This is a genomic window from Paenibacillus sp. JT22N12 (assembly GCF_056269365.1).
On the sequence record NZ_JBWDNU010000001.1, the window covers coordinates 168015 to 188348 of the forward strand.

Here is a 20334-nt window from a genome sequence, read left to right on the forward strand (position 1 = left end):
TCTATAGGCGAAATGCACTCCCCGCTCCGCCGCAGTAACGTATTAGCCCTATTCTGTATGTAAAATGATCTATATCATTCCTTGCCTATCCTCAATAGAATAAAAGGGAGCTTAAGCCTTTATTACATTAGCGGGGTGAGATTTATGAATGGACGATTGCGGCATCTGAAGGGGGATCGTTTTTTCAAAGAGAAAACCGGCATTTATTTAAACCGGATCAGAGAAGCGTTTTTGACGCCCAAGCATACACATGATTTCATCGAAATTTGTTATGTCGACGAAGGCTCCGGCTATCATCATGTCCATAACCAGGTATACCGGGTCAAACGCGGGGATTTGTTTGTCATTCCGGTCGGGACCTCTCATGTCTTCCGGCCGTCATCGCCGAATCAACGCGAGCCGCTCGTCGTGTACAATTGTATTTTCAGGCTGGATGTACTGGACAAATGGAGGCATCTGCTCCCCTGTGACTCCAGCGTTCACTGCGTTATTTTCCACCCTTCAGGGATGGAGATCCCGTATCTGCACATAGGCGACAAGCATGATCAGATCCGGCCCCTGATTACCAGCATGCATATGGAATACCTGCGGAAATATGAAGGCTATGAAGTGATTTTGTCCAGTATGCTCATGCAGCTGCTGACCTTGGTCCACCGCATCGGGCATGAAGAAACCGTCACCCATGACGTTCCATGCCGAAAGACAGGCAAGCTGGACGATGCGATGCAGTTTATCCGCGAGCACTATTGCGAATTTCTTACCGTCAAACAGCTGGCAGACTTTATGTATATGAGTCAGAGCCATTTTCAGCGTTCGTTCAAGAGGTCGACAGGCCTCACCTTCACGCAATACCTGCAAAATTTACGCATTCAAAAATGCTGCGAGCTGCTGGAGACGAGCGATCAGCCCGTTCATCAAATCGCAAACATGATCGGGTATAAGGACATGAAATTCTTCCATGCGCTGTTTCTGAAAAAAATGGGAATGACCCCGCAGCAGCACCGCCGGATCCACCAGGCTGAGGGTTATCGCGCTATTTGAGCACTGGAATGATGCGCCGGTCCAGGAAATCCACAGGTATAAGATATTCAGCCTGTCCTTTGCCAGGAAGACAGGACGAGCGTTTTGCCCAAGGATCATGCGCTTCCAGGCCGGTTTTTCCGGTTTACAGCATGCTTCCGCTGCTATCCTGCCGATCCAGCAAAAGGTAAAACCTTATTACAGCGGCTCCCTGGTTGTTTTCACTGGTCAAATCTCTGTTTAGGCCGGTTTTTCCCGCTTACAGCATGCCTCCACTGCTATTCTGCCGATCCAGCAAGGTAAAACCTTACTACAGCGGCTTCCTGGTTATTTTCACCTGTCAATTCCCTCTCCAGGCCGGTTTTTCCCGCTTACAGCATGCCTTCGCTGCTATTCCGCCGATCCAGCAAGGTAAAACCTTATTACAGCGGCTTCCTGGTTATTTTCACCTGTCGATTCCCTGTTTAGCCTCTGCTCACAACACCAGCAAAATTCAAATGAACGTTCTGGTAAGAAAACTGCAAAAACCTTATCATATATTTTTCGAGAAACATAAAAATACCATTTTATGAAACAAAATCTTGTTTACCCCTTAAAAATACTATAGAAATTTATAAGACAAAAGCAGGCTGCCCAAAACTTCTTGCAGGCAGCCTGCTTCCTTTATGATGCCTAAATATTCAATATGGCTGCCTATCCGCTGGTCTGTATGCCCTACGGCTTAGAGGCCGGTAAAACTGAGCTTGCTGGCCCATTCCTCACCGACGCGGACATATTTGATCGTTTTGCGCAAATAGGAAAAGGCGATATGCAGCTTCCCGTCGCCGGTGGAAATAATGCTTGGATAGGAATAGCCCACTTCCCTTTCCTTATATTCCAGATCGGCCGTTTGAACGTTTCGGATGTGGGGCCACGTCCTTCCCTCATCCTCCGATACGGCCAATGTGAGCGGCGTCCGAAGCGTCTTGCGCCGGAAACCGTCCCCTTTCTTCACCCAGCGGAACTGGTCGCGCTCAATCGAGGAATTGTTGAAGATGAGCGCCCAGCGTCCGTCCGGCAGAGCAGTTGCCTGCATGGAGGAGTTGTTGTTCGGCAGCATGCTCTTCTCGGGAACCGACCAATTGCGTCCATCCGGAGAGACGCTTGTATAGATCCGGTCGGCATGGCGGCTGCGAAACATGGCGTAAAGACTGCCGTCACTCCGCTTGATGACATTCATCTGCACGCAGTGAAGGCTGTTCGGCACCTCGTGCTCCTCCCAGGTGCCGCCCTGATCCGGGCTGATTTTGACGACGCTGTAATGCCCGCCGGATTTGCAATAATAAGCCGGCAGCAGCCAGGCTCCGTCCCTCAGCACAACAACCGGATGCCGCAGGAAAATGCCCGGTCCGTCAAACAGCGTTTCCGTCGGTCCCCAGGTATGCCCGCGGTCCTCCGAAATGCGGCTCACAACTCTTGAAGTCTTCTGATCATGGGGCTGATTGGACGTATGGAACAGCCATACCTTCCCGCCTCCCGGCTCCTGAAACAGGACGGGATTCTGCTCGGAGCGCACCGGGTCGCTGGCCAGCACCTCCGGTTCCGACCAGCAGCCCGTGCCAGAGGGCAGTCTCGACATGACGACATTCGTATCCGGGTTCCCTTCCCCGCTGCCTGAAAACCAGACGCACAGCAAATCGCCGTTGTCGAGCGCCAGCAGATTGGCCGAATGGCTGTCCGCTTCATATTTTATCGGAAGGAAACCTTCCATCACTTCCGGATCGTTCTCCGATGGCGCAATGACTCCGTTAAACCGTTCCATTCCGCTCACACTCCTTAATGTTTCGCCCTGCTGCCGAAAATCCGCAATCATTCCGCTTCACGCTCCTCTCCTGTATAAATCCGAATTTGCGATGCATCCGTTTCCGGTGCGCATTCCACCCTATATGATTCCGCTCCTGTGCCGTGGATCTCCACATTGGACGTTCCGGCGCCGCCAACCTCCATAAACGGCTGGTCCGTAACTTGCGGCGATACCCTCTCCAGCCGGATTTCGCCGCATTCGCGAAGCGACAGCAGCGGACCCTGCCCAGTCGTGACCGTCACATCGGCAAAGCTTGCATTTCGTACAAATTCCATGGAAATCCCTTTCTTCGAGACGATATTCACATCGTGAAACCGGATGTTTTCAATCGGCATTTCCGCAAGCCCCTTCATATGAACCGCTTGGTTGGCACCCGTACAATAGATATGCTCGAACAGAAAATCGCGGAATACCGGGGTTCCCTCCGATACCGGCTCGACAACCGGGTGTTCCGAGCCTGCATGGCTGTAGAACATGCTGAAGGTAATCGCTTCTTTGGGAATGCCGACCATCCTGATGTTTCGGACCCGGATGTTCTCCACTACACCGCCGCGTCCCCTTGCCGTCTTGAACCGCAGACCGTTGTCGGTGCCCATGAATAAACAATCTGTGATGGAGACGTTTCGTACGCCGCCGGACATCTCGCTGCCGATGACGAAGCCTCCGTGTCCGTGATATACGGTGCAATCATGTATGCTGATATTCTCGCATGGCGCACCGAGCTCCCGTCCGTCCGCATCCTTGCCCGATTTGATGCAAATGGCATCGTCGCCAACGTCGAACTGCGAATCGGCAATCTCCACATAACGGCATGAATCGAGATCCAGACCGTCTCCGTTCTGGGAATACCACGGATTTTTGACGGTGATGCCGCGGATCGTGACATGCTCGCAAAGCCATGGATGCAGGCACCAGCTGGGGGAATTTTGAAACGTTGTCCCCTCCAGAAGTACACGGCGGCACCGGTCCAGCTGCAGCAGCGCCGGTCTCAGGAAGTCCCGCGCCGGCAGGTAAGCCTCCGGTTCAGCTGCGCCACCCTCAATCAATTGCTTGGCAATTGCTGCTCCCCGAATTGCCTGCTCCGTCGGCCACCACATCCGCCCATTGGCGTCCGTCACGCCGCCGGAGGAGGTGAGCGCCCTCCACTGATGCTCGGTCATCTTCATCCGTTTGACCGGACGCCACGCATCCCCCGATCCGTCGAATACGCCTTTTCCCGTTATGGCGATGTCATGCAGATCCGTTCCGTAAAGCGGCGAGATGCAGCGCATCGTTCTCAAGCCTTCATAGCTTGTATGGATGAGCGGATAATCGTCGAAGCTCCTGCTGAACAGCACCAGCGCTCCCCCCTCCGCATGGAGGTTGATGCCACTTTGCAGCCTGAGCGGACCAGTCAGCCAGATGCCCGGCGGAATCCTCACCGTTCCGCCCCCAAGTGAAGAACAGGCTTCAATCGCGCTGTTAATGGCAGCGGTATTCATCGTCGCTCCGTCCCCGACCGCGCCGAAGTCGTCGATGGAATACACCTTATTTGGAAATGACGGCAGCTTCGGGTGATTGTTTTGGATGCCGGGCTCCGACAGGGACCAATGTGTCAAGTGAAACTCCTCCTCATGTCTTGTCTGCCTGGCGGCACAGGGGTATCCGGCAGAAAGCGATTCTTTCTCTTTTCCATGTATACGTCACATACAGATGATCTCCGCGAGCCACAACGGCCGGATAGGAATACTGCTTCTCGCCCTGATCGAGCAGGAGCTCGGAGTGCCATGTTTGTCCGTTGTCTTCGGATAGTCGCAGGACAAGCGGGGTTCGGGGTCCTTTGGTGCTGCCCTCCTCCGGGCGCACGGGATTGTAGACTAGCGCGAGCAGCCCGTCATCCGCCCTCACCAGATCGATTCCGCTGTTGTTGTTGGGGAGGTCCGTCGGATACGCCGGACTCCAGGTTTTGCCGCCGTCCCGGGAATCGCTCCGATAGATGGCGCCTTCCGTACTGCGGGTCAGCATATGTACAATGCCTGGATGAGATTCCCATATTGCCGGCTGGATGATGCCTTTGCCAAGCAGAACGCTGTGGTCAAGAGGAACTGTTTCGCTGCGGACCCATGTCTCGCCTCCGTCCCGGGACAAATCCACAAAGGCATCCCAGGCTGGCTCCAGCGATGCCGGCGCCGCAATCGTGCCGTCAGACAGGATAACCGGTTTATTTTTCACCGGTCCTCTTCCTCCGACATCCCCCTCGACGAGCTGTTTCGGAAGACTCCAGGTAATTCCGCCATCCACAGAGCTCATGACCATCGTCGTCCATGACGATATGGTTTTTCCAATTTTATAATAGAGCAGGATCAATCCATCGTCCCGGCGGAAAAGCACGGGATTCCAGTGCGGCATATCGTCTTGGTCCGCCAGCTTCTCCGGGGACGACCAGACGCCGTCGGTTCTACGTGCTGCCCAGATGGCCACATCTCCGGCTCCCTCCCGCGAACCGCCGAACCAGGCCGCAATGACCGTTTCATCCGGCAGCACGACCAGCGTAGATGCGTGGCAGCTCCGGAACGGCTGCTCTTCTTCAAAAATAAACTCCCTCGTCAATTCTCCATATGGACTCATCGCATTTGCTCCTTTGCCCGGTCCAGGGTACGCGTCGTGCGGCCCCTCGACCATCTGGAGTTCATTATAACTCGGGGTAAAATCCTATTTTTAGGCGGAATCCGCTTCTTCTATAGGGATATCCTGCGCAAGACGGCTGGCCGGAGATGGCGGCTGGCCCTTGCTGACCCCGGATTGGCGATGCTGCATGGTTTTTCCCGCTTACAGCACCTCAACCTCCGGGCAGCCGGCTTGCAAGAAGGATTTTGCTTGCTGGAATTGGCCGCTGGCCCCTACTGATGCCGGATTGATGATGCTGCACGGTTTTTCCCGTTTACAGCACCTGAACTAGGGGGCAGCCGTTCTGTAAGAAGGATTTTGCTTGCTGGAGATGGCGGCTTCACCGTGCCATACTTTCGCTTTCTGATATTGTAAGAAGAAACAGCGTCGTCGCGGACTTATGCCAGCAACCGCAATTTTCTTCATCTTATTCCAAATACTGTATTAATTGGGCCTGATTTATATTTTTTACAGCGTTCAAAAAAGATCGGCAAGACCATTTTCTATTCCAGGCTCATGAGATACATCCTGTAAAATGGATCTTACACACGCGCCGCAGCAGATCCGCCGTCTCCCATCATGACTATCCGGTTCGATCAACCACCAATGTTTCGGGATTCCACTCTTTACAATCCGCTGTAATCCACTGTCATTGCATCGGGATCCCATCCATCGCTTCCGCCCAGCGCGGACGACTTCAGCCCGTCGGCCTCCGGCCCCGGCAGCCGTTTCGCCCAGGCTGCGCGGCTTTCCGGCCGGGCACCCGGACCGGTGCTGCCGAATTCGGCGAACGAGGCCGTCTTTTCCCGGCTCGGATCGCGCCAGTTGTCCCAGCCCGCCGGCCGGATGTGGCGGTCCATCCACGAGCGGACAAACGCGACCTTGGCGTGCGGCCGCCAAGGCCTGCCGAGACTGACGCTGTACTCCGGCGCTGCGCCGGTCAGCTTGCAGTTGACAAAGACGTAGCCATAAGCCTGCTCCTCGGCTGTGGAGGCAGCGGTCACATATCCGCTATGTCTTCGGATGCTGTGAATTTCACATCGCTCGAACACCGCCGTCGCCGATCCGAATATAAAATCGACCGTTCCCTCGATGTAACTGTCTGCGTAATATTGTCTTCCCTGCCCGGGCGTGTACAAGGTATCCTGGTTTCCCCGGATGCAGACGTCGCGGAAGACGGCCCGGTCTCCGGCCACGGCCAGCGCCAGCGCCTGCCCTTTGTACAATCCGGCCTGATTGGAGAAGGTGAGTCTTTCCGCGTGGAAATCATCGGCGTAAACATAGGTGCTGGCGCTGTTGTCGTTGCCGATCTTCATGCCATCCTGTCCGATCATGTTCGCGTAATCCGAATAAACGAGCACAGTGCCCTCGCGGCTTTCCCCGATCAGACTAAGCCCCTTCTTGCTTGCCGGAACGATAACCTTCTCTTCGTAAATGCCCTTGCGGATATAAATAACCGTCCTCCCGTCGGAATGCTCCGGTGCAGCCGCCACCGCCTCCTGGACGGTCCGGAAATCGCCTTCCCCGCGGCCATCCACCACTATTGTCGCCACTTATCCTGTCCCCTTTCCCGATCCCATCCTCTAAACGCCTAACCCGCTTACTCGCATTTTCCGGACAACGGAGCATCCCCGGTTATCCGACTCGAATTTGAATATGAAGCTGTATCCTGTTGTCATTCATTTATTGACAATTACTATTCCTCACGTATGCAGCCCAGCTCCCGGTAGTATCCAAGCACATGATCGAGCTCTGCGGAAGCATCCGGATTAAGCGGAGCGATCGGTGACCGGCATGGACCTGCCTCAAGTCCCATACGGTTCATCGCTTCCTTGAATACCGACGGCAGCGTCGCCTTCTGATACACTTGCGACAGCGGAGCCAGCAGCGCCTGCGCCTTCTCGGCCGCCTCCTCATCACCGTTTTGCCAAAGGTTATAGATGGATACAAGCAGCTCCGGCAGCACGTTGGCCGACCCGCTGACGCCGCCTTTTCCCCCAGCTCTCAGCGTCTGCAGGAGCAGAGCGTCCGAACCGGAGAGGACGGCAAAATCCGGCCCCGCAGCGGCAATGTACTGCTTAATCAAATCCAGGCTGCCGCTGCTGTCCTTGATCGCGACGATATTGCCGACTTTCGCAAGCTCCGCGACCGTCCGCGGCTCGAGATTGACACCCGTCCGGGCGGGGAAATTGTACAGCACGATCGGCAGCGATACCGAAGCGGCGACACTCCGGTAATGGTCGATCAGCTCCTGCTGGGTGAAGGGAAGAAAGTACGGCGCAATGATCGATAGCGCATCCACTCCGATCTCCTCCATCCGCTCGGACAGCGCCGCGACCTCTCTTGTGTTGATGCCGCCCGTTCCCGCATAAATCGGAACCTTTCCTTTCGCTTCTTCCACGACAATCTTCATGATCCGGATTTTCTCCTCTTGCGTAAGGGAGAAAAATTCCCCGTTCGTGCCGAGACCAAACAGCCCGTGTGCCCCAGCGTCCAGAAAGCGCCGGACAAACCGGCGCAGCGCGCCCTCGTTTATTTCCTGGTTCTCGGTAAAAGGCGTCATAATCACAGGAATAACTCCTTGCAGCAGCTTCACTTGCTTCAACCTCCATCATTCGATTCTTGGAACAGATCAGTTGGCCCGGTTAAGATCAGCTTCGACTGCGGCGGGTTCCGCTTTCCGCTTCAAACGGCCTTCCGCCTCCAGCCACCGGTCCATGTCCGGCAGGTCGAAATACCGCAGCATGCCGGGAAGTATATAGCTGAGCGAGTCTTCAGGCTCGCCCCATGGACTGCGGATCCATTCCGCCAGGCTGCCGAAGGAGCGGTCCATCCTGACGCTTTTTACCTTCGGCTGGAGCATTGCGGCCCAGCCCGCATATACCGCATACCTGCCGCAGCCGTATAATTCGATATCCTCTTCGTCGACCACGTCAGCCATTCCCGCCGCCAGATCCACAGCGCGCAGAACATCATAGACGCGCATGGCCGCCAGACTGTCACCAAGCCACATCAATTCATCCGTATGCTTGTCGAGAACACCAAACAGCTTATACGGATCTTCATCCGGTTCGTCCAGATGCGGCAGAAGGGGGCCAACCGCTGTAGGATTGAGCACCATAACGATTCTACCCGCCGAACAGGCCTGCCGGATCCATGAAGCATGCGGCTCCAGGCAATGTGTCCCGCGGTCCCAAACTGCTATGGTTACCGGACGTTTGCCGCTTTCCGGACAGTCGTCGCTGAAAAACAGGGCATGATTCAACAAGCCGCGCTGGCTCCACCATACGGTGCGACTTACCAGCATCCCGTCATAAACGCCGCCTCCGGCATGGCGGGGATTCATGTCAACGGGGCACCGGCCCGCATAAACGGCTGATTGCAGCCATTCCACAGCTTTTTGCTTCAGCATACCGCCCTGAAGCTGCCGTCTCTCCGACTCGATCTCTGCAAGCAGCTTCCCATTCTCATCATATGTGCCCATTGCTCCGTCCAGCTCTCCGATCACCTGTCCGCTCCGGGTGCACCACAGCTGCTCCGGCGGCAGCAGCTCAATGCTTTTCTCAGCCGGAGGCCCGGAAGTCTCCAGCAGATGCTTCGAGAAGAACCGGACGGCCGCGCGCACCAACGGGACAGTGAAGCGGTGCGCGTTCTCGTCCTCGTACAATTCCAGACGATCGCCCTGTCCGAACAGCTCCCAGAACCTTTTGTTCACTCCGACCGTATGACGCGGCCCCTCGATCGGGACGGAATCGTATGTTGTCGCAAGCACAAGAACCGGACGGGGCGCCATGGCAAGCACGATATCTTCATGATCGAAGCCGGACGCCGAGAAGCCGGGCCATTTCTGCTCCGCGTCCTGCGTCTTGCCGGTAAGCAGGAAGTACGGGCGGTTCATGATGAATCCGCCGGGTGCGGCAGCCGCTAAACGGCGGTCGTACATCATCAGGAGCGAGGTCTGCATCCCTCCGCCGGAATGGCCGATTGCTCCGATCCGGTTCGGATCGACCTCCGGCCGGGTGCATAAATAGTCGATCGCCCGGACTGCGTCGTGCAGCATGAAGCGCGCCAGGCTGTCGCCCATCGGCAGGAGCCTGCGGCCGGCATTCTCATGATCCCGCACGCTTGACATGAGGGCCTGCCTCGTGACCGGATCAAACAAGTTCAACCGCTCTCCCTGGCCGATCGGGTCAATCACCAGTACGACAAGTCCGGCATGAACGAGGTGATGGCAGGCGGTCTGATATTCGTCGCAATGCTTGGCCTTCTCGCGGTGGCCGCATAACAGCAGCACCGCGCCGCGCGGCCGTTCGATGCCCGCTGGAACGTATAAGTTCGCGGTTACATGCACATTGGGCCTCGATTCAAAAATCACTTTCTCGATACGGAAGCCGCTGCCCTCGACGATCCCGGAAATCCATGGATTCAGCGGAGTGTCCATCGGCGGCATGCCCCCGATGGACCGCTCGATGCCTTCGCGGACGGCAATCTGCCGGCGCTCCACGTCCGCAATCGTTTGAAGCTTCGCTCGCTCCCGCTCACCTTCCGCCGCCGCGCGCATCGCCGCTTCGTATACCAGCCGCGGCAGCTGGCTTCTCACATCGAAGCCTGCAACCCGCGAGTTCTCGAGTTTTTCCCACATGGCCGAATAGTCGCCTCCTCCTTGAAATCGCTGGAAACGCTTGAATCGCTGCACCGGATTTATTCCTGCCTTTCCTGACTGGACACCGACTGCACCGCAGCGGCTTCATGACCGCGGCCGGAACTCCCCAGCAAGGAAATAAGGAACCGGTCAAGCACCGGATTGCAGCCAACCCGTCCGGCAAGCGGCAGAGCGATGAAATAGATGACGCCCTTCCCGAGAAGCTTGCTTGCAACGACAGGCAGCTTAACCTTCTCGCCGGCCGAGCGCCGGTACAGATAGGTGAACACAATGGTCTCCAGCCCTTCCCCGGTCAGCTGACTGTCGGCAATTCCCTCGATCCGCCCGCAGCTCTTGTCATAGAAGTAAGAGAAATCGTCTTCTCTCATCCATTCCAGGCCGGGCGTTCCTCGTTCAATCGCCAGCGTGTATCTGGTTTTCATTCTGACCGCTTCCACATCGGCCCCTTCAATCTCCCAGGCATCCTGCTCGCCTCCGCTGCCGCTGCCGCGGATCAGCAGGAGTGAAGCGCCTTCCCTCACCCGCTTCAGCAGGGAAGCCTTGCGGACCGCGAATTCCTTGCCTGACGAGACGATAAGCGGAATATCGCCGCGCCAGTCCGCACCCTCATCCGCCCCGGTCTCCGTAACCGCCTCCGCGGAGAGCCGCAATGAGGCGGCAAGCCGCTTGGCATCCTCCCCGATATAAGCGGCCTTAACCCGAAGACCTCCGGCTGCAATATCCGGAAACGCTTCGAATGCCAGGCGTTCCCGGTTCAGGGCATTTCCGCTATCGTCAAGCAGGGAAGCGTCCACATACAGACAACGCCTTTCCGTGACCTGAGGAATGGTGAACCGGATCGTGCCCGCATACTTCGAGGCCGTATGCGGGACGGACTCCGCAGGCAGCTCATAATGCCCATAATCGCCAGCTTCGTCCCGCAGCGTCGCGAGAATGCGGCAGTTCTGAAGCACATTTGCCGTGTCGTTCAGAAGCCACACCTCGATCTCCAGCTGCTCCCCCTCGTACGCCTTCAGCCTGTCGCAGCGCAGATGAACGCGGACCGGCTCCAGACAGGAGCGGTAAATGAAATAGGCCGGCTTCGGGACCCGGTCGACGCCGACCAACGCCTTCATCCAGCCGGAAGGCCATGCGTCAATCAGCAGATGCACGGCGGTGGAAACGACATAATCGGCTCTTCTTCTCCATGCGTCCGTCATCCATTTCGTCGCCAGGCTTTGATGCCGCTGGCTGGCGCGAATCCATTCCCCGATCGTCCGCTGCTCCGTATACCAGTCGCCGTGCATGCCGTATGTCTGCGCTCGGACGATTTTCTCGGGGGTCCAGGGCTCATTCTCGCTTTCGCCGGCTGGAAGCCATGCCTGGGGATAATAAGTCCTCATGACATCCAGATTATCGAGCCCCTCCGCTCCGTATTCGCCGCAACCCGCCTTCCATCCCTCCCGAATGGGGGGCAGGAAGCCTTGGTGCATTTTGCCGACGGGCATAATATTGTCGGTGTACCACATGGTGTAGCAATGAAAATCGGGAATCCCCTCGCGGGTCGGCGGGTCGTAATCTCCGTCGGTGTTCTTGACGACGCGATCCGGATTCTCGATATAAATCGCCTGCCGGGCCGCGACGAAGAACGCTTCCAGTTCATCGCGGAACAGAAAGCGATGGCCTTTCCTTCTCTTCTCCGTCCGCGAAGGCTCATTGATCAGCGATACGATGACGGAGGACGGATGGCTCCGGATAAGCCGCTCCATCTCCGCAGCCTGCCGCACCGCTTCGACGAACTGATTGCGCCGGATATGGCCGAACGTCGGCAAGTCGCTTTGGTGCAGCATGCCAAGACGGTCGAAATAATCGTAAATTTCTTCCTGCACGGGACGCTGCGTCATCCGGAAAAAATTCATATTTGCCAGCTTGGCGATCAGGATGTCGTCGATCAGCTGCCCGTCATCACCGCGCATCACACACTGCTGGAGATGGCCCATTTCATTGGCGCCTCGCAGTATAATCGGTCGGTTGTTGAAATAGAGAGACCCCTTCGGCAGCGACTGTTCATCCAGTTGAAATTTCCGCATCCCGAAATGTCGGTCCCGACAATCGGTCCATTGGCCGCCGCTCCCCAGAGAGACGCGGGCTATATACAAGCAGGGCGATTCCAGCTCCCACAACCGGTAAGCCGGCAATTCGATCCTGTACCGGAAATAGTTCATACCCGGGCCGGCATACGCTATAACGAACGGAAAAGGACCGTATGTCTCACCGGTGAAATTGTCCGGCAGGATTTCGATGCATATTTCCCTGTCCTCGATCAGTCCGTCCGTCGCGTTCTCCGCATCCACCCATACCTCCGCATACGCTTCGTCTATATTGGGCCTGACGAATATGTCCTTGATGAACAGCGGCGGCCTTTCCTCCACATACACCTTGTTATACAAGCCGGCCCCCGGGGGGCAGTGATGCCAGCCGCTTTCCGGATCGTCCCACCCCGGACCGGTCGCCGCATATATTTTGTCCCCGTCCAGCAGCGTTCCGCCGACACCCATCATGGGATAATCGTTTTGCACCTCGATCACAAGCGTATTGTTCTCCTGCAGCAGCTCCGTCACGTCGAATTCGAAAGGGGCGAAGAAGCCCTCATGCGCGCCTACGCATTTGTCATTGAAATAGACAGCCGCCTTGTAGTCGACTCCCTTGAATGCGAGATAAACGCGATTGTCCGGCGAAGCCGGGCGGAAAGCGAATTCGGTGCGGTAATATCCCGTCCAACGCCCTTCTTCATCCGTCGGTCCCCGAAAATCGGGAATGTCCGCCGTCTCCCATTCGCCCGCGCCCTCCAGGATACGCCGGAACCGGCTGTCCTCCTCCGCCTTGTAACGGAATTGAAATTCGGCGAGCTCTATCCGTGATCGCTCCAGGCTGGCCTCTGGCGCCAGCTTCCGCAGAAATGGCGCATATTGGCCGCGAAGCTGCTCAAGCTGTTCCTGGAAAAGGACAAGCTGCTGCTCATACGAGGCTTCCTCCGGTTGATCCGATGCTTGCCGGCCAGGCGCAAAATAGGTTTTCTGATAAGCTAACGGCGGGATCTCCTTAAAATGTTCCCCATTAGACGGATGTTCGCGGGAAGCGATTTCCGCAAACGGGTCGTGCTGACGATGTCGCTCCATTTCATGCCCCCCTGGCGGAAAATTATAATTCCGGCAGCACTGCGCTGCCGGATTTCTGCGTTAAAGAGCTTCACTCCTGTCCATCTCGCCTGCGTTCCCCATAAACGCTGAAGCGCGCAGCTCACGGCGCACCGGGGTCAGGAAATAAGTTCTTCCCGCTTCGGCTTCGAATTCCGTGATGAACCCATCCGAGGTTCGTGCGACCTCCGCCTGATCCGTAGCGATATGCAGCGTCATCAGCGGATAAGCGTATACGACCCGGCATAATCCGCTCTTCGACGCCATAATCCGGCAGCCTGCAAGCTGTCCATCAGCCCATTCCAGATCGACTGTATAACCGCCACGCGCCCTTAGTCCCTGAACGCTGCCCTGCTTCCATGCGCCCGGCAGCGCAGGCAGCAGATTCAATTGTCCGCGGTGAGACTGCAGCAGCATTTCCGCGACGCCCGCCGTTCCACCGAAGTTGCCGTCAATCTGGAACGGGGGGTGATTGTCGAACAGATTCGGCAGCGTGGAGTTGGCAATCAGCAGTTTCAAATGCTCATAAGCCCTCTCCTGCTGTTCCAGCCGCGCCCAGAAATTCACAATCCATGCCCGGCTCCAACCTGTATGTCCACCGCCGTTTTCCAGCCGGCGCTCCAGCGCCCGCACCGCCGCCGCCGCCCATTCCGGCGTATCGCGGACATGGATCATTTCCCCGGGGTAAAGGGCAAAGAGATGGGAGATATGCCGATGTCCCGCTTTGGCCTCATCCCAATCTTCCAGCCACTCCTGCAGCTGGCCGTATTTGCCGATCTGCGGCTGCGGCAGACGGCGCAGCGTATCCTCCCATTTGCGGCAAAGCATCTCGTCTGTCGGCACCGTCTTCGCCGCCTCCAGGCACGCGCTTAGCAGCGTATACACAATTTGCGTATCCATGGATGGAGCCATGCAGAGCGAACCCACTGCACCATTGGAACGGATAAAGCGGTTCTCGGGTGAAGTGGAAGGTCCGGTTATGAGCCGTCCCTGCTCATCCTCCGTCAAGTAGTCCAGGAAAAAATCCGCCGCTTCGCGCATGACCGGGAACGCCTTCTCACGCAGAAACGCCTCATCCATGCCGAACCGGAAATGCTCCCATAGATGCAGGGAGAGCCAGGCAGCGCCCATCGGCCATACCGATGCCGGCATATGATTGCCTTCGATTTGCGTCGATCCCCACATATCCGTATTATGATGGGCGACGAATCCGCTGCAGCCGTATATTTCGGCAGCCGTTCTTCTGCCATTGGGCCTCATCCGCTCGATCAGATCGAACAGCGGTTCATGGCATTCGGACAGATTGCATGATTCGGCTGGCCAATAATTCATCTCCGTGTTGATGTTGATCGTATACTTCGACTCCCAGGACGGGGTATAGCTCTCGTTCCATATGCCCTGCAAATTCGCCGGATTGCTGCCGGGGCGCGAGCTGGACATGAGAAGATAGCGCCCATACTGGAAATAAAGCGAAATAAGCGGAAGGTCCTCTTTTCCATCCTTGAAGCGTTCCAGCCGCACATTGGTCGGGACCTTCTGTGCAAGGGCGCCGCTGTCAGGGGACCCGAGCTCAAGCCGGACCCGCCGGAATTTGGCGGTGTGCTCCGCAGTATGGTCCCGCTTCACCTCCATGAAGCCTTTGCTTGCCGCCGCCTCCACCTGCCGGAGGCATTCCGCTTCGGGGTTGTCGAAACGGAATGTCGTTGCCGCCGACAAATAGAGCGTGACCTCCTCGGCATGGCGGACCAGCAGAAAATCCCCGATCGTCTGCACCGTTCCTCCCTTGGCGGATGCCTTGAGCGCGGTGCAGAAGGAGATGCCGTTCTTCCCGCATTCCCCCTTCATCAGCAGACTGTCGCCGGTGGGCGTAGCCGTGCCTTCGTCGAAGGGGCGCCGGCTCAATTGAAACCGGAGGTTCAATTTGCCCGGCGTTTCGCTGGCGATCCGGATGACGATCACCTGATCAACCGAGCTGCTGAACATCTCGCGCTCATAGCGTACGCCGTTCAAGCGGTACCTTACATGCGCGATTCCCTGCCCGATATCAAGATCCCGGTAATAATCCGAGATCATCTCCTTCTCCCCATTATGGTAAATGTTCAAATCACCGAGCGGCTGATACGGATTCAGCGATTTTGGAATCGACATCATCCCCATCTGGGCCAGCTCCTCCGCCTCCTGCTGCCGCCCTTCCCTGAGCAGCCGCCTGACTTCGGGCAAATTCCGTTTCGCCTCGGGATTATCTCCGTTCTTCACGCCTCCGTACCACACGGAATCTTCATTCAACTGCAGCCTTTCCAGATAGACCTTGCCGAAAATCATCGCTCCCAGCCGTCCATTGCCGATCGGCAGCGCCTCATCCCAAATTTTGGCCGGTTTGTCGTACCAGAGCTTTGATGAATAGGGTGCGGATTCCATTGTTTTATCCAAGGCCGTGTCACTCTCCCGTTATAGCGTTACTATCCTCGTTGACCCTTTGAATCCGTAAAGCATAATAAAGCTCCGACGGCAGCTCGATACGCGATCTTCCTTCAAACCGTCCCTCTAAAGGGGTTACCGTCATGTTCCAGGTGTCGATCAAATCCGCTTTGTACGTTCCTTCGGGGAAGGCAAATTCCCGGAAAGCGAAGCGGTGCGGTCCGAAATACTGAAAATAAAAGTCGCCGGCGATTTCCAGCGTCGAGGCGTCGTAGCGAGCGGTGCAGTATTTGATCGAATCCGGCGCCTCCGCGAGCAGCCGCGCCAGAAATGCGATCCGCGGCACGCTTGCTCCATGGAGCTCTCCTCCATGCGACCACCAGAGAATATCGTCTGGATGGACGTAGGTTTCCCCGTGCGTCACGTAGCCGCCGCGGAACGTCCCTTCCCAAATCCGGCATACCATCTCTTCCGGCGTAAGACTGCCCCATCGGGTATGGATGTTGCCTTCATAACCGCATTCGTCGATCACGACCGGCTTGCCATAATTGCGCGTACACCCGGAAACGGCCTTGACATCATTGGTTTGAATGCTGGCATGGGTAACCCAGGGCTTCCCGTAATCGTACCGTTCGCGGCAGTTATGGATCGAACGCAGATGATTGCCGTAATCGCATTCCTGAACGATGCGGAAATACCGGTCCCAATCCTCCGGCTTTTTCTCTGTCATCAAATCATATTCATTGGCGAGCGACCACCATACATTCCGATATGCGGCCAGTCTGGCCAGCGTATAGCGCAGGTAGCGCTCATCCTGCTCCGCGTTCATCCGGTCGAAGCCCCAGCGCCCCTTGTCGTACGGGTGAAACAGGATCAGATCCGCCTGGATGCCGAGCTCCGACAGCGCCAGAACATTACGCTCCAGCTCCCCGAAATATGCGGGATTGAATCTTGCAAGATCGAATCCGTCCCTTGGCGATCCGTCGAACGGATAATGTTCCGGCTCATCGGGATTAAACAGGTACGACTTTGGAAACAGACACATGCGAAGCTTGTTGAAAGGCGAAGACTTCAGTGTCTGCAGCGTCTTCTCCCGCAGCTTCCCGTCTTGCAGATGCCAGACATAGCATGTTGTGCCCAGCGGAAAATAGCGGGTACCGTCCGCATATCCGAATAGTGTCTCGTCCTTGACCCGCACTGGGCCGTGATTGCCGGCCGAAGGCGGTGTGCAGTGAAATTCCCCGACAATTTTGTCCAGGTACCGGCAGCCGCTTACGGTCGTATATGTCCAGACGCCCTCCGTTTCAGGCATGAAACGGACCCGGTACACGCCGTCGCCGTCATAGAAGCCGTCGGCCTCGAACTCCTGCGTTCCTATTCTGAACCGGGCTCCAAACTGTATGTCGACAAACGGATTGCCATCGTCCGGCCCCGCCAGACTGAGCTCAAACACGCCCCAGCGCTCTACCTCTTTCGTAACCTTCAAGCGATTTCACTCCTTGCGAAGCCATGATTGTTTTTGCGGATGCGCAGAGCCATATATGGGCGGCCGGGAAGCTCGACTCGGAAGCGTCCCCGGATCGAACCGATAACCGGAGTTACAGTCATGTTCCAGGCATCGATCAGCTCGATGGAATACGAGCCTTCCTCCGGCAGGGCTACTTCATAATAGGCATGCTGATGCCGTCCGAAATAATACAGGAAATACTCGCCATTTCTTGCGGAGCCCAGCCAATCCTCAGGTCCTTCCTCCATAATTCGGCGCAGGAAAGCGATTCTGTCCATGCTCTCCCCGTATAGCGCGCCGCCCGACGATACCCAAGCCCGCGTTTCCTTATCGGTGAAGGCTTCACCGTGAGTGACATATCCCCCACGCGCCGCCGTTTCCCAGCAGCGGTGCGCCATCTCCTCGCCGGAGATGTTTCCCCATCTCCGGGAGCTGTTTCCCTCATAGCAGATTTCATCGATCACGACCGGTTTCGCGGCCATGCTTCGCCACTGCGTCGTCAACTCGGGGTCCCAGTGCTGAATGCTCTGGTGGGTAATCCAGGACTTCGTATAATCGTACAGCAGCGAGGATTCGTACATCTTGGTGCCGTTGTGGATGGAACGCAGATGCTGGTAAGGATCGATGCGCTGGACGAATTGAATAAGCCTGTCCCAATCCTCCACCGTCTTGAATTTATTGAAATCGTACTCATTGGATAAGGACCACCATACATTCCGGTAGGCCGCCAGGCGTGCAATGATATACCGCAAATAGAAAAAATCGGCTTCCCGGTCCATGCCGTCGAATCCCCACTCGCCTTTATCGTATGGGTGGAACAGTATCAGATCGGCCTCGATGCCAAGCCGCTGCAGATCTCCGAGCCTTTGCTCCAAATGGGCAAAGAATACCGGGTTAAACCGCGAGCGGTCCGCATCCTCCGGACAGGTTCCGGCAAAAGCGATATGCGGTGGTCTCATCCCCCGTGTCGGCAGTATGCACATCCGCACTTTATTGAAAGGGGAGTCCCGCAGCGTCAGCAGCGTCAGCTCCTCATTCTTGTCATCCCCATGGTGGGTCCAATGATAGCAGGTCGTGCCAAAAGGCATGTACGAGCTGCCGTCCTCATAGACAAACCGGTAATCGTCCTTCACCCGAACGGGGCCGTGATTGCCAGGTGACGGCTGGATGCAGAGAAACTCGCCGCGATGGCCATCCAGCCCGGTGAGGCTGCTTGATGTTTCGTATTTCCACCGCCCGGTTTCATCCGGCATGAAGCGGATGCGGTAAACGCCATCGCCGTCATAGAAGCCTTCCGGCTCAACCGTGCGGTTTCTGTATTGAAAACGTGCGGAGAACCGGACGTCCCGGTACGGATTTTCTTCCCCTTCGGACGGGACATTAAAGCTTAGCTCCAACATTGCCCATCGTTCCACTTCCTGCATAGTTTGCCGGACTTCCATCAATCGTTTCGCACTCCTTTCATCCCGATCGTTGCCCTCATTATACTGCGATCCTTTTCGCCGATTATAGGTGATGATCACTTAATCTATAGGTGATTTATGCTATCAGCCCGCAGCAGAGATATAAGCTTTCCCGCGGGCTAAAGGAAGACACGCTGTACGGATTCGGTTCCCGATGCCAAATTTCGATAAAACCCGAAAGACAACATAGGTGGAATCAGTCTCATATGGCTGCCTTACTGGTATTGGGTTCCATCGCCCCCTGCCTCCACGGCCGCCTTCGTTTCCGCAAGCTGCTTGTCAATCATTTCATTGACGACCCGAAGCGCCGTGGAGCTGTCCTTGGACTGGTCAAATATATTGGGCTGAAACACCTGCTGCACCGGAGGGTTGATAAACGTCAGACCCGGCTTGCGTGATGCGGGCATGGCGCTTTTCAGAGCAAAAATACCTGCGGTATGCTTATCCTTCATCTGCGGAATATTTTGCGCGAAGGCCTGCTGGACAGACTCGCTGTTCAGCGAGCTGATGAGCGCGTCCCTTGATCTGGCCTCCTGAACCTCATCCGACAGCAAATACTGGATCACCTGAAAAGCAAGATCCTTATGCTTCGACTCCTTCGTGATAAACAGACCGTTCGCGTTCGGCTGGTATTTGTACGCCGGCGCTTCCGGAAATACAGGAACTGATGCGATGTCGAAGTTCAAATCGGGATAATCGACGGACCAATTCAGCACATTCTCGATCACATCCACCGACATCGCCATCTGCCCTTTGGGGAAGTCGGTTGTCGTGGTGAACTGGTTGCCGGGGATTTCATAGAAGCGTCTGATGTTGTTGACGATTTTCAGCCATTCCGGCGAATCCAGATCCCCCTTGTCTTCATTCGGATCCAGCACGGGCTCGGACAGCTGATTGTAATACATATAATGGCTCGGGTGCTGCTGGTAGCCCTTGTAGGTGATATCGCCATCCTGGCGGGTCATCTTCTGGGCCAGCGCATAGATTTCGTCGTAGGTCATGCCGTCCTTCGGATAATCCACGCCGTATTTATCGAACAGGTCCTTGTTGTAGACGAGAACATAATCGTTTAATTCGAATGGCAGCGCGTACAGCTTGCCGTCCGATGCCGTTTTGGTCTTTTCCATGCTTCCCGGGTCCAGCTGGTTGATATCGAAATTATATTTTTTGACCAAATCCGACATGTCATATTCCAGGCCGAACTTCTCGATCATGCGATGGGTATTGCGGTACGTTTCCTCGAGTACGATGTCGGGTATGGTTCCTTTGGCCATCAAATCCTCATACCTCGTGCCATCGTTCCAATGGACATGCTTCAGCGTAATATCGGGAAACTTCTTCCTGATATATTGGCCGATCAGGCGGTCGAAGCTGGCTTCATCCTCATAGGTTTTATTCTGGGCCGTATAGAAGAACAGCACGTTATCACCCGAATCTGTCCCGTCTGCGGCATTGTTGCTTCCTGCGTTTCCCGGCGTCTGGCCGAGAGTGTCCGCGGGCTCGGTATTATTGAAGCAGCCGGCGGTTCCAACGAGCATAATAAGTGATGCAAGCAGCAGCATAATCTTTTTCATTTTATGTATCCTCCTGATTGTTGG

General features: G+C 56.1%; 12 protein-coding genes. 1 reads left to right on the forward strand and 11 read right to left on the reverse strand.

What is annotated here, in order from left to right:
- Positions 1-144 precede the first annotated feature (144 nt).
- Positions 145-1041, forward strand: coding sequence for a helix-turn-helix domain-containing protein (locus AC0YOA_RS00655; protein WP_475784959.1), 897 nt, complete (start codon positions 145-147; stop codon positions 1039-1041).
- A 700-nt stretch (positions 1042-1741) separates the two neighbouring features.
- On the opposite strand, the gene AC0YOA_RS00660 is transcribed toward AC0YOA_RS00655, so the two are convergent.
- The 11 genes from AC0YOA_RS00660 to AC0YOA_RS00710 all read right to left on the reverse strand — a co-directional run bounded on the left by AC0YOA_RS00660 (position 1742) and on the right by AC0YOA_RS00710 (position 20310).
- A complete protein-coding gene (locus tag AC0YOA_RS00660) occupies positions 1742-2821 on the reverse strand; it encodes a sialidase family protein (RefSeq protein ID WP_475785775.1) in 1080 nt (359 codons plus the stop codon).
- Between the two features lie 47 nt (positions 2822-2868).
- On the reverse strand, positions 2869-4461 hold the full coding sequence (locus AC0YOA_RS00665) for a glycoside hydrolase family 28 protein (RefSeq protein WP_475784960.1): 1593 nt from the start codon (positions 4459-4461) through the stop codon (positions 2869-2871).
- Positions 4462-4474: 13 nt separating this feature from the next.
- Positions 4475-5470, reverse strand: coding sequence for a sialidase family protein (locus AC0YOA_RS00670; RefSeq protein WP_475784961.1), 996 nt, complete (start codon positions 5468-5470; stop codon positions 4475-4477).
- A 665-nt stretch (positions 5471-6135) separates the two neighbouring features.
- On the reverse strand, positions 6136-7062 hold the full coding sequence (locus tag AC0YOA_RS00675) for a pectinesterase family protein (protein ID WP_475784962.1): 927 nt from the start codon (positions 7060-7062) through the stop codon (positions 6136-6138).
- 143 nt (positions 7063-7205) lie between these two features.
- Positions 7206-8105, reverse strand: a complete 900-nt coding sequence (gene dapA / locus AC0YOA_RS00680) for a 4-hydroxy-tetrahydrodipicolinate synthase (RefSeq protein ID WP_475784963.1) — start codon at positions 8103-8105, stop codon at positions 7206-7208.
- A 36-nt stretch (positions 8106-8141) separates the two neighbouring features.
- Positions 8142-10151, reverse strand: coding sequence for an alpha/beta hydrolase family protein (locus AC0YOA_RS00685; RefSeq protein ID WP_475784964.1), 2010 nt, complete (start codon positions 10149-10151; stop codon positions 8142-8144).
- 59 nt (positions 10152-10210) lie between these two features.
- On the reverse strand, positions 10211-13330 hold the full coding sequence (locus AC0YOA_RS00690) for a glycosyl hydrolase 2 galactose-binding domain-containing protein (protein WP_475784965.1): 3120 nt from the start codon (positions 13328-13330) through the stop codon (positions 10211-10213).
- A 60-nt stretch (positions 13331-13390) separates the two neighbouring features.
- Entirely contained in the window at positions 13391-15778 is a 2388-nt protein-coding gene (locus AC0YOA_RS00695) for a glycoside hydrolase family 95 protein (protein WP_475784966.1), read from the reverse strand.
- A 7-nt stretch (positions 15779-15785) separates the two neighbouring features.
- Entirely contained in the window at positions 15786-17252 is a 1467-nt protein-coding gene (locus AC0YOA_RS00700; protein ID WP_475784967.1) for a DUF5060 domain-containing protein, read from the reverse strand.
- On the reverse strand, positions 17249-18715 hold the full coding sequence (locus tag AC0YOA_RS00705; protein ID WP_475784968.1) for a DUF5060 domain-containing protein: 1467 nt from the start codon (positions 18713-18715) through the stop codon (positions 17249-17251). The genes AC0YOA_RS00700 and AC0YOA_RS00705 overlap by 4 nt, the downstream gene beginning before the upstream one ends.
- 236 nt (positions 18716-18951) lie before the next feature.
- A complete protein-coding gene (locus AC0YOA_RS00710; protein WP_475784969.1) occupies positions 18952-20310 on the reverse strand; it encodes an ABC transporter substrate-binding protein in 1359 nt (452 codons plus the stop codon).
- Between the last annotated feature and the right edge of the window lie 24 nt (positions 20311-20334).